At 51.4% G+C, this 11,586-nt stretch carries 12 protein-coding genes and 1 pseudogene; all 13 read left to right on the top strand.

The annotated features are described in order from the left end of the window. Window positions 1–275: 275 nt before the first annotated feature. Complete coding sequence (locus ACLU9Q_RS10695; RefSeq protein WP_412625224.1) at window positions 276–710, top strand: RNA polymerase sigma factor; 435 nt, start codon at window positions 276–278, stop codon at window positions 708–710. Beyond that, window positions 697–945 (top strand): helix-turn-helix domain-containing protein, encoded by a 249-nt coding sequence (locus ACLU9Q_RS10700; protein WP_412625225.1) that lies wholly within the window; start codon window positions 697–699, stop codon window positions 943–945. The genes ACLU9Q_RS10695 and ACLU9Q_RS10700 overlap by 14 nt, the downstream gene beginning before the upstream one ends. Beyond that, window positions 923–1,732, top strand: coding sequence for a DUF3825 domain-containing protein (locus tag ACLU9Q_RS10705; RefSeq protein ID WP_412625226.1), 810 nt, complete (start codon window positions 923–925; stop codon window positions 1,730–1,732). Before ACLU9Q_RS10700 ends, ACLU9Q_RS10705 begins: the two co-directional genes overlap by 23 nt. Window positions 1,733–2,275: 543 nt before the next feature. Beyond that, the gene (locus tag ACLU9Q_RS10710; RefSeq protein WP_412625227.1) at window positions 2,276–2,917 is read left to right on the top strand and encodes a sigma-70 family RNA polymerase sigma factor; all 642 of its coding nucleotides are present in this window, start codon (window positions 2,276–2,278) and stop codon (window positions 2,915–2,917) included. Between the two features lie 109 nt (window positions 2,918–3,026). Then, on the top strand, window positions 3,027–3,242 hold the full coding sequence (locus ACLU9Q_RS10715) for a hypothetical protein (protein WP_343840031.1): 216 nt from the start codon (window positions 3,027–3,029) through the stop codon (window positions 3,240–3,242). Continuing rightward, on the top strand, window positions 3,232–3,714 hold the full coding sequence (locus ACLU9Q_RS10720; protein ID WP_412625229.1) for a hypothetical protein: 483 nt from the start codon (window positions 3,232–3,234) through the stop codon (window positions 3,712–3,714). Before ACLU9Q_RS10715 ends, ACLU9Q_RS10720 begins: the two co-directional genes overlap by 11 nt. Continuing rightward, entirely contained in the window at window positions 3,707–4,228 is a 522-nt protein-coding gene (locus ACLU9Q_RS10725; RefSeq protein ID WP_412625230.1) for a hypothetical protein, read from the top strand. The genes ACLU9Q_RS10720 and ACLU9Q_RS10725 overlap by 8 nt, the downstream gene beginning before the upstream one ends. Continuing rightward, on the top strand, window positions 4,209–4,706 hold the full coding sequence (locus ACLU9Q_RS10730; protein ID WP_412625231.1) for a hypothetical protein: 498 nt from the start codon (window positions 4,209–4,211) through the stop codon (window positions 4,704–4,706). The genes ACLU9Q_RS10725 and ACLU9Q_RS10730 overlap by 20 nt, the downstream gene beginning before the upstream one ends. Before the next feature lie 12 nt (window positions 4,707–4,718). Beyond that, window positions 4,719–5,942 carry a DUF2800 domain-containing protein gene (locus ACLU9Q_RS10735; protein ID WP_412625232.1) on the top strand — a complete coding sequence of 408 codons (1,224 nt, stop codon included), beginning with the start codon at window positions 4,719–4,721 and terminating at the stop codon, window positions 5,940–5,942. Between the two features lie 35 nt (window positions 5,943–5,977). Further along, window positions 5,978–6,553 (top strand): DUF2815 family protein, encoded by a 576-nt coding sequence (locus tag ACLU9Q_RS10740; RefSeq protein WP_412625233.1) that lies wholly within the window; start codon window positions 5,978–5,980, stop codon window positions 6,551–6,553. 796 nt (window positions 6,554–7,349) lie between these two features. Then, window positions 7,350–8,012 (top strand): annotated as a pseudogene (locus ACLU9Q_RS10745) (DNA polymerase); the annotation flags it as partial. Between the two features lie 2,094 nt (window positions 8,013–10,106). Beyond that, window positions 10,107–10,445 carry a hypothetical protein gene (locus ACLU9Q_RS10750; protein WP_412625235.1) on the top strand — a complete coding sequence of 113 codons (339 nt, stop codon included), beginning with the start codon at window positions 10,107–10,109 and terminating at the stop codon, window positions 10,443–10,445. Window positions 10,446–10,463: 18 nt separating this feature from the next. Beyond that, window positions 10,464–11,567 (top strand): DUF932 domain-containing protein, encoded by a 1,104-nt coding sequence (locus tag ACLU9Q_RS10755; protein ID WP_412625236.1) that lies wholly within the window; start codon window positions 10,464–10,466, stop codon window positions 11,565–11,567. Window positions 11,568–11,586: the final 19 nt, after the last annotated feature.

The raw sequence follows: 11,586 nt of genomic DNA on the forward strand, positions 1-11,586 counted from the left end.
GGGTGGGCAGATCTGTCTTAGTAGTTAAAGGGGACAAAAGGACAGTTCTGCCACTCGGAAAAATTTTTTGAAAAAATTTTGAAAAACCTTTCCGGTTTGGGGTGGGCAGATCTGTCTTAGTAGTTAAAGGGGACAAAAGGACAGTTCTGCCACTTGGAAAAATTTTTTGAGAAATTCTGAAAAATCTTTCCGGTTTTGCATGGGCAGATTCGTCTTAGTAGTTCAAAGGAGGCGATAAGGACCACTCAAAACTGCATAAGAAAGGGGGAACGATCATGTCGGCTCCCTTAAAAGACAAGGACTGCATCATTGCCATATTTGACAGTTTTGCCAAGACTGTGATGAAGAACGAGTGCAGGAATGCAGTGGATGAAGAAAAAAGAAAACGAGAAAGAGAACAGGCGGTAACAGAGAAGCTGCAGTATCTGTTTGAAACACAGGTGCAGGATGATGTCTATCCGTCCGAGCATCTGGTTCTGCAGGGGAAATCCCACATCTGTGTGATTACCAGCGAATGGCTTTACAATGCCATGCTGAAATTATCAGAAACACAGAGGGAGGTGTTGATCCTGGATTTCTGGTATGGGTACACAGATATTGAAATAGCTGCACAGTTTGCTGTTACGCCAAGGACAATCTACAACTGGCGGCAGAAAGCGTTTGCTGCCATACGAAACTATCATGAAAGGAACCATTATGAAAGAAAATGAACTTACATATGAGCTGATCTGTGCCGCTGTAAAAGGCGACCGGGAGGCTCTCGATCAAATTTTAATTTACTATGATGATTATGTCAACACATTAGCGACAGTGAAGGCCGAGGACGCGCAGGGCAATGAGTACCAGTATGTTGACGGCGATCTAAAGACACGGATTCAGATGAAACTGGTTGATGCGATACCGAAGTGGAGGGGATTAAGAAATGTTGACGACAGATTTATTTAGTTTTGCCTTTGTGCCGGACTGGTACGGGCAGTTGGATGAATTAGCGCAAATGGCCCTCCCGGAGCCGTGGCGGTTCAGGAAACCAACCAATGTGACGAAGAACCAGGACACACCTATTCTGGAACGCTATATACATATGATTTTTCGCAAACAATGCATTGAGTTTAATTCAGCAGAAGATGCCAGAAAAGCAGCACAGTTTTTCCATGTGGAGAACGAGAGGGCCTGTTTCCATACCGGGCTTTACAACAGCCGGTATAAGGGGATTTACGCTTTCTTTGACCGGAACCACAAGAAGGACTCCATGCTGGAATGGTATTTCCGGGGGTTCTGTGACGAGCTGTCACCATGGCTGAGATACATACAGCCCCTTCCTTTGAAACCTTCCTACTACACAGCGAAACGGGGAGCAGGATTTAATCCGGACTGGCCGATCAGGGTAAACGTAGAACACATATTAGGGGATACAGAAAATCTGGAGAGGATTCCGGCGAAAATCCGCAAGGCGAAGAACCTGCCGCTTTTATTTGAAACAGCGGTGGAGCTTGGCAGACGGCGGGCCGTGGTGGAACCGGGGCTTGTTGTTCCGCAGGGATACCAGGGGAAGATACAGTACCTTCTCCCGGTTTATCTGACGAACATGAAAAAGCCAGACCTCGTGATGACGCTGGAAGTGATGGATGGATATTACATGGGACACACCTGCCTGACTCTGGAGATGGCTTACCTAAACGCTAGAGTGGTTGCAAGGCCGTTAGTCCCGTGGCTGACAGAACTTGTGAAATAGGGATAAAAGAATAAAGATAGAGAGACGCCCGACAAAGAAATGCACATGGATTGTGCCTTGTCGGGTGTTTCTGCCCTATAGGGGCTGTGACAGGGTTCGGGGATTTATAACATTTCTCGCTGTGGCGGCAGGGTATCTTGCATATAAATAAAATAAGCCTGTCGAAAGACGGCTTGGAAAGGAGGTGGTGCGTATCCATGCGGCTCCGGCTGTGCCGCATGGAACAGGGGAACAGCCAGCATCCCTGCAGATAGCAGGGGCAACGAAAAATACATATATCAAATGCCTGGTTCGCGAGAAGGCAAAGGATATTTCATAAGGCGGTTTTACAGATGTTCCGGCAGCGTGTCGGAAGGTATCGAAAAAAATCGCTGTGAAGTACCCTATGGTCTTGCTGCGCTTTTTTCAGGCATCCGGGCGGATTTGGGTGTACTTCCGGCACTCAGGTCCGCCTTTTTCTATGTCTTTTGCCGCCCGCTATGGCTATCACAGCCTGTCTGTGAATAACCACAGCATCTCGTGTCCGGGCGGAAAGGACACGACATGGAAAGAAAAAAAGAAAAGTCCGGGCTTACGTTCCGGCAGTTACGGGAGATAGTTGGAAACGGTGCAGGGTATAAAACTCCGACCGCAAGGCAGTTAAGGGAATCCGGGGAAGAACCTGTGGCGGTCCGGGAGATCGGGCCGGACGGGAGCCTGAGTGTGTATCCGGGTGGTTATGCTGTCTACTCCAATGGCAGCGGCACCACCGTGGTCAGTATTGGTGAGTGCGGTGAGTATACATACCAGTTCCACGACGGGGAGGATGGTCTGCCCACAGAGAGCAGACTCCTTCTGGATGGAGATGACTGGAGCATAGCGGTGGCCTTAAAAGGAGAGGAGCAGATCGAGGCGAACCTTATGAACCGGAAAGGTGACCGTAAGGGGAGCAGGCAGTATGAGGATGATTGGGAGCATATCCGGGTGGAAGAGGAAGTGCCGGATGTGCTGGATGCGATCATTCAGATGGACATGCTGTCTGAATTGTTAGCTTGTCTGACTGAGCGGCAGCGTGAAGTTGTTACGGCATACTTTTTTGATGGACTTACACAGCAGCAGATTGCGGACAAGCTGGGAGTCAGTCATCAGGCAGTAGACAACATCCTGAAGCAAGCTCTGAAAAAAATTAAAAAAAATTTTGCATGATGGTTGCAAAACCCTTTCTCCCACGACAACAGGTGAAGGGGTTCATAGAAAACTCCTTCCCGGAGGCACAGCCGCCGGAAACAGATTTGACTGGAAGGAGGATAAGTCAATGGATGCAGCAAAGAGATTCACGATGGACATCGGCACCAGAGATATGGGCAGGCCCATCTGTGACGTACACAAAAGGGGAATCCGTAACCGGGTTCTGGATGCGCTCTTTGGCAGGGAGAACCGTGTGCTGATCATCATGCCCAGTGGATGTGTGGACAGCGTTTCATTCCACCCCGTGGAAGCGCCTGCAGAGGAGGACACTGATGGGAGTTAAAGTTACAGAAAGCACGGCAAAGACCATTTACGTTTGTTCCCCGTATAAGGCAGCTTCCCTTTCAGAAGCGGACCGGGAGTGGGAAATGAAAGAGAACGTAAAAAGGGCAAAACTGGCCTGCCGGATATTAGTGAAGCTGGGGTATCTGCCTCTTGCACCGCATCTGTATTTTACTCAGTTCCTTGAGGATGGTGATGAAAAGGAACGGGAGGAAGGTATAGCGCTTGGGATGCGGTGGCTGGCAGTTTCAGACGAACTGTGGGTATTCGGGGAGCGGATCTCTGACGGCATGAGCCGGGAGATCAGTTATGCCAGGGAACTTGGCATCCCGGTACGGTGCCTGCCGGGACCGGGCAGGCTGATCGAGTGCATCGTGAATGCGTGGAAACAGAGACAGGAAGAACACACGGAGAGCTGCCGGGAGCAGGGCAGCCGAGATCAGGAAGAAAGTGAGGACACGAACCATGAGTAAAAAGGATATGAAAAAAGAAGCAGTCATTTTGAGAGTGAGAAATCTGCACATCCATTTGGACGAGCATATGGAGACCACGAATCATTTTGAAAAGGAAGATACACCATGCTGCTGTGGATGCCAGGGAGAAGATGTGGAAATCGATCTGGATGAGCTGGCAGCGGAGATTGCCGGGGAGACCGATATCGAGATGAGCATCGTGAAAGAGGTGCTGGAGGCAGAAGAACGCATCCTGGAGAAGATGGGCGTTGTTGAGGTTGTGGAAGAAGAAACCACAGAGGATGATCCGCAGGAGGCCGGCAGTGCAGCACAGGAGGAGCATATGGCACAGGAGAGCCGTAAGCCGGAAGGCAGTGCATCTGATTTCCTGGAGAACGAGTTCCCTGAGATGTTGGGGCAGCTTCTGGGCGGGGCTATCCTCATGGGTATTATGGAGTCCGTGCTGCCGGAGGGAATGCGTCCGGGAAAGAAATCTGAAACAGGAGGGTTAGGCCATGGCAAAGACCGAAAGTAAAGGAAAGGCAGCAGGCAGCGCTCTGCTTCCGGCAGTCAGCCCGGAGAAGATCGTGAAAGGCATGACTACCATCTTTCAGGGGTTCTCCATTATGTTTGATGGAATGGCAGAGCAGATGCGGCAGATGGAAGGGCTGGCAGAGCAGATCGGGAACGGTCAGCAGATTTCTGAGGAATACCGGGATGAAAAATCGGCCGGGAAGAATGAAGCATCTACCGAAACGGAATCAAAGAGCGTAGATACAGCAGACAGCGGCAACTCAGAAGATGCGCCGCCATGGGAGGAAGAAGATGGAAAGAAAGCACCAGCCGCAATTACCGTGGATGACCTTTTAAAAGTTGCAGCACAGAAGATCACTACGAACCGGAAGAACAGCCCGAAGATAAAGGCATTGCTTACTTCCTATGGCTGCGGCGCAATCAGTGAACTTCCAGAAGATAGGCGGGAGGCGTTCTTAAACGACCTCGCACAGCTGTGATAGTGGATGCCTATGGGAGTACACGCATTATTATCCGCATCCAGTTCCAAGCGTTGGCTGAACTGCCCGCCATCCGCAAGGCTGGAGGAGAACTTCCCGAATGAGAGTTCCTCTTATGCAGAGGAAGGGACGTGGGCGCATGAACTGTGTGAGTACAAGGTAAAGAAGTATCTGCACCGGCGGATGAAACGTCCGCAGTCAGAGTATCTGACCGAGGAGATTGAAAATATCACAGACATTTATGCGGAGTTTGTGATCTCCACGATTGAGGAGCTGAAGGCACAGGGACTTTCTGTGCTGGCACTGGTGGAAGAAAAACTGGATTACAGCCATATTGCACCGAGCGGTTTTGGTACCGGGGATATGGTGATCCTGGCTCCCGGCCTGCTCCATGTCTGTGATTTCAAGACAGGTTCCGGTGTGTTCGTTGATGCAGACCACAATACGCAGATGATGCTGTATGCACTTGGTGCACTGCATGCCTATGACTATCTGTTTGACATCCAGACTGTTTCCATGACCATCATCCAGCCACGGCTTGAGAATATCAGTACGTTTACCTGTACGAAACAGGAACTTCTGGATTGGGCTGAGAGCATCCGGCCGGTGGCAAAGATGGCATTTGAGGGAAAAGGCGAGCAGAAACCGGGTGACTGGTGCAGGTTCTGTCGGGCAAAAGCTATGTGCCGCGCAAGGGCAGAGGAAGCCCTGGCACTGGCGAGAGAGGAATTTCTTGACCTGGATCATGGGGCGCTGGCGGATGAAGTGGAACTGACCGATGCCACGGCACCTTACAGCCCGGACACAGAAGCCCCCACCTTCAAGTCTCCGGCCTTGGTCTCCCAACAGGAGATTGAAGCCATCCTTCCGACACTGAACCGCATATCCGAGTGGATCACCGTCGTATTTGCTTATGTTTCCAGCGAGGCGATCAACCACGGTGTTGTCTGGTCCGGCTATAAGGTAGTGGAGGGCAGGAGCAAGCGGCAGTTTACAGACACAAAGGCAGTAGTGGATGCCGCAGCGAAGGAAGGCTTTACGGATGTGTATAAGCAGGAGCTTATCTCGCTTACGGAATTTGAGAAGATGATGGGCAAAAAACGGTTTGCACAGATACTGGGTGAGTTTGTGGTCAAGCCGCCCGGTAAGCTGGCGCTGGTACCGGAAACAGACCCTCGTCCGGCAGTGGACTTAAACGGGACTGCCGAAGATGAATTTGAAGTGCTGGATCAGTGATCCAGTTAAGAAATGAATATAGGAGGACAACGACTATGGCAACTAATACAAACCCTACGAAAGTGATCATTCCCTGCCGGATTTCCTTTGCAAACATCTGGGAGCCGAAGGCAATCAATGGCGGTGATGAGAAATATTCCGTTTCCTGTGTCATTCCAAAGAGTGACAAGAAAACCCTGGCCCGTATCCAGAAAGCAGTGGAGGCGGCAAAAGAGGATGGCAAGACACGCAAGTGGAGCGGAAAAATCCCGCCGAACCTGAAGCTGCCCCTGCGTGACGGGGATATCGACCGTCCGGATGATGAGACCTATCAGGACTGCATGTTCGTCAATGCCACATCGAAAGATGCACCGGGTATTGTTGACCGCCGGGTACAGCCTGTGACTGACCCGATGCTGGTTTATTCCGGGTGTTACTGCAACGTCAGCGTAAATTTCTATCCGTTCAATGCCAATGGCAACCGCGGTGTGGCGGCCGGACTTTCCAATATCCAGTTCGTGAAAGACGGGGAACGTCTATCCGGCAGGGCATCTGCGGAAAGCGAATTTGATGCACTGGAAACGGAAGAGGAAGAGGTTCTGGGCGAAGATATGCCGGATTTCCTGAAATAAAGCAACACAGCAATGAAATGATGGGAGCCGGGAAGGAGGCGGATGCCTTCTCCCGGAGTTCCCATTACATGGGGTGATGAACATGAATGAGATTTATACAGACAGCAGACCGCCGGACAGTCCGCAGGTGCTTTCCATTGACCTGGAGACCTACAGCAGTGCAGACCTTTCCAAGTGTGGTGTGTACCGGTATGTGGAGGCAGATGATTTTGAAATCCTGCTGCTGGCATACGCCTTTGACGAGGATGAAGTGCGGATTGTGGATATGGCATGTGGGGAAAGTGTGCCGCAGGAGATATGGGATGCCATTGACAATCCCGGCATTATCAAAGCGGCATGGAACGCACAGTTTGAGCGTACCTGCATCGGACATTACCTGGGGCGGGTACTCTCCCCGGACGGCTGGCAGTGTTCCATGATACACGCGGCATCCCTTTCCCTTCCACTTGCACTGAGGAATGCAGCATTGGTGTTAAAGACCGGGGAGCAGAAAGATCGGGCGGGGGAGAACTTAATCAAATATTTTTCTGTGCCGTGTAAGCCGACAAAATCAAATGGAGGGCGCACACGGAACCTTCCGCAGCATGATCCGGAAGGGTGGCGGAAGTTTAAGGATTACTGCCTGCAGGATGTCCGTACTGAGCGGGATATCCGCAAACGGTTAGAGGCATTCCCGATGCCGGAGGCTGAATGGAACTACTATCACATGGATCAGCGGATCAATGACCGGGGTGTCAGGATCGACACGGTACTGGTGGAGCAGGCGATTGCCTGTGACCTGATGCTGTCGGATGAGATGACAAAAAAAGCCTATGAACTGACTGGCCTTGAGAACCCGAACAGCGTCAGCCAGCTAAAACAGTGGCTGGAGGAAAAAGGCATCCCGATGGAGAGTCTTGGTAAAAAGGATGTGGCGGCAATGATCGCAGAACTGGATAAGAACGGATGTGACCAGGAAGCACTGGATATGCTGAAACTCCGGTTGCAGATGGCGAAAAGTTCTGTGAAGAAATACCAGGCGGCGGAGCGGTATGTCAATCAGGATGGCAGGGCAAAGGGATTGTTCCAGTTCTACGGGGCCAACCGCACGGGCCGCTTCTCAGGCAGGGGGATTCAATTGCAAAATCTTCCCCAGAACCACATTTCCACACTGGATGAAGCAAGGGAACTTGTGAAGATGGGATGTTTTGAAGAGGTGGAAATGCTCTACGGCAATACGCCGGATGTGCTGTCCCAGCTGATCCGTACTATGCTGGTTCCAAAAGAAGGCTGTGAGTTTATTGTTGCGGACTTCTCAGCGATTGAAGCCAGAGTACTTGCATGGGAAGCGGACGAACAGTGGCGGCTGGATGCATTTGAAAAGGGGGCAGACATCTACTGTGAGTCTGCCAGCCAGATGTTCCATGTGCCGGTAGTAAAACATGGCGTGAATGGTGACCTCCGGCAGAAGGGTAAAGTAGCGGAATTAGCCTGCATTGCGCGTAACAGCATGGTGCTGACGAGTCAGGGGCTTGTTCCTATTCAGGAGGTAACTATAGGGCATCTGGTATGGGATGGTGTGGAATGGGTACACCACCAGGGACTGATTTTGAAAGGTCAACGGCCAATCCTACATTATGATGGCTTATCAGCTACCCCGGAACATCTAGTGTATGTTGAAGGTAAAGATAAACCGGTACCTTTTTCTTACGCAGCGGTGCAGCATCTCCCGCTTCAGCGGATAGACAGGCACGGTTATTCCGAAGATGTGTACTACGGATTTACGGTTGTTTATGACCTCCTTAATGCAGGTCCCCGGCATCGGTTCACTGTAGACGGCTGTCTGGTGCATAACTGTGGTTACGGCGGCTCCGTGGGCGCACTGATTTCCATGGGTGCGTTGGATATGGGGCTGAAAGAATCAGAGCTGCCGGACCTGATCCAGAACTGGCGAGAGGCAAACCCGAAAATCGTGCAGTATTGGTGGGACGTGGAGAAAGCGGCGGTGGAAACCGTAAAAACCCATGAAGAACACAGTATCAAGAGAATCCGTTTCCAGTATTATTCCGGTACGCTGTGGATGGTGCTGCCATCGGGCAGGAAACTGGCATATCTCCAGCCGAAGCTCCAGCCGAACCGGTTCGGGCGGATGAGCCTGACTTTCTGTGGGACAGGGGCAAATAACAAGTGGCAGAGGCAGGAGACGTATTCTGGAAAACTCGTGGAGAACTGTATTGCCGCAGGGACGGAAGTTCTAACGGATAGAGGGGTTATCGCTATTGAGAAAGTTATGCCGGGTGACCTGCTGTGGGATGGTGTGGAATGGGTGCCGCATGAGGGGCTGATTGATAAAGGAATGCAGGAAACAGTAATTGTCAGTACCGGATGTGGCAGCGGACTGCATATGACGGCCGGACACAAAATCCTGACGGAGAAAGGATGGTGCGAATGTGGGAAAAGTGATGGACTTAGTTGGGCAGAAGTTTGGACGCCTCACTGTATTGGAAAGGGCAGAAAACGACAGGCACCACAAAACACGCTGGCTGTGCCAGTGCGAATGCGGAAACCAGAAGGTCATTTCCGGGGATTTATTACGGAATGGAAAAACCACTTCCTGCGGATGTTTCCGTTTCCACGATTTAACAGGGCAGACCTTTCATTTCCTGACGGTATTGAAACGGGCAGAGAACACAAAGCAGGGGAAAACGCAATGGCTGTGCAGATGTGTATGCGGAAAAGAAACCATTGTTCCGGCGGGCGATCTGACCAGAAAAAAATATCCAACAAAGTCATGCGGCTGTATGTCAAAGCACCTGATCTCAGAGCATCAAAAGACACATGGGATGAGCAGCCATCCAGCATGGGCGGTTTGGCATTCGATGAAACAGCGGTGCCTGGACCCGAACCATCCTGCTTATCACAATTACGGCGGGCGTGGAATTACAGTGTGCCGGGAGTGGCAGGACAGTTTCGAGCGTTTCTGGGCAGATATGGGTTCTTCATATCATCCCGGATTGGAAATCGACCGGATAGACAACAGCAGGGGATATTGTGCGGAAAACTGCCGATGGACAACCAGAAAGATCAATTCCAGAAACAAGAGGACCAATCGTGTGATCGATACGCCATATGGAAAAATGACCGTAGCAGCACTGGCGGAACTGACAGGAATCGGGGTAACGACTCTGCTGTACCGTCTGGATCACGGCTGGCCGGCAGAATATCTGTGCGTCCCTCCGGATTTCAAGAACGAGTATACGACATCAGGAATTGCGGTCCGAGGCACAGATTTTGTGTATTTGACAGAGGAACAGGAAAGCTGCGTATCGTGAGCAACTGCACACAGGCAATCGCCAGGGATATCCTGACGGAAGCGATGTGGCGGCTTGAGAAAGCCGGATTTGAGATCGTGGGCCATGTGCATGACGAAGTCATTATTGAAGCACCCATCGGGAAGTACACACCGGAAGATATCTGTAAGATCATGGCGGCTAATCCCCGCTGGTGTATGGACTTACCGCTGGCGGCGGCCGGGTATCGCGGCGATTATTATTTTAAGGATTGAGGTGGCAGCATGGCTCATGTGATGGAAATGAAAGACGGAAAAACAGCCACGATATTTGGATTTAGGGATGTGCTGGAGATGATCGAAGAATATGCCGGACCGGAACCAAGACGTTTTATTGAGGAGCATGTATCTGAGATTGAACAGGATGGGGTGGACTTTCAGGAACAGGAGAAATACTACGAGGACAGGATTGAGAGACTGGAAGACCACCAGAGGGCGCTTCTGAATGATGTGAAAGAAGAAGTGGAAGCTATGGAGCGGCTTTTGGATGCGCCGCGTTTAAACCGTGCAAAGCTGTATGCGGCTGTGAGAAACATCCAGAAGATGGTCTGTGCTGAACTTTAGGGGTACGGCATATACCAAATGGCATCGGAGGATGCGGAAAGCGAGGATTTTGATATGAAAACAGGCAGAAGTTTAAAAGAAGTCATGGCGGAACTGGACCGCCAGAGCAGGGCGAAGAGGGATTATATCGGGCCGGCGGAGGCATTCCTTCTCAGGGATGACGGCCGGACGTTTGAGATCAACCATGTGGTTTCCGGGCAGCAGGAAATTTTTGGTACCAGCCAGCTCTTCCACAGGCAGGTGGCATCGGCGCTTGGCATCCCGGCAAAGTATTATGACATGATGTCGGCGCGGAAACCGGAACTGCTGGCAGAAAATGTAAACGCATGGTTTGCGGATAAGACAGGCAGCTATATGATCCGCTCCATGGATTATGGCAGCGGTCCGGTGGCAAGGGCGCTCCTTTCAGAACGGTACCGCCGAATTGACAATATGGAGATCGCCACGGCAGTCCTTCCGTTATTTGCAGGACAGGAACAGTATGAAGTGGTTTCCTGCGAAGTGACGGAGAATCGGCTGTATTTAAAAATCGTGAATCATCGGCTGGAGATGGCCGTTGTTCCGGGAGACTATGTGCAGGCCGGCGTGGTGATCTCAAACTCAGAGGTCGGACTTGGCTCCGTTTCCGTACAGCCGCTGGTCTACCGACTTGTGTGTACGAATGGGATGGTCGTCAATGACATGGGTGAAAGGAAGAACCATGTAGGGAGGGCAGCCAGGGCATTAGAGGACAGCTTTCACATTTATTCGGATGAGACCATCGAAGCAGAGGACAAGGCATTTCTTCTGAAACTCCGGGATGTGACGGCTGCGGCGATTGAGGAGAGCCGTTTTGCACAGGTGGTCGGCAGATTAAAAGAGGCGGCTGGTGTGCCGATTACAGGAAAAGTGTCGGAGGTGGTGGAACTTACCGGCCGCAGCTATGGGCTGAACCAGGACGAGCAGGACAACATCCTGCAGTATCTGATTTCCGGCGGTGACCTTTCACAGTATGGTTTATCCAATGCCATCACGCGGGCAAGCCAGGATGTAGAGTCTTACGACCGGGCGACTGCGTTGGAGGCCATCGGCTGGCAGGTTGCTGCCATGGCGCGGCAGCAGTGGAAGGAGATGAATGGGTAATGCCAGAGAGAGATTTTGG

It is taken from the genome of Marvinbryantia sp., from assembly GCF_047017445.1.
In the GTDB taxonomy this organism is placed as follows: domain Bacteria; phylum Bacillota; class Clostridia; order Lachnospirales; family Lachnospiraceae; genus Marvinbryantia.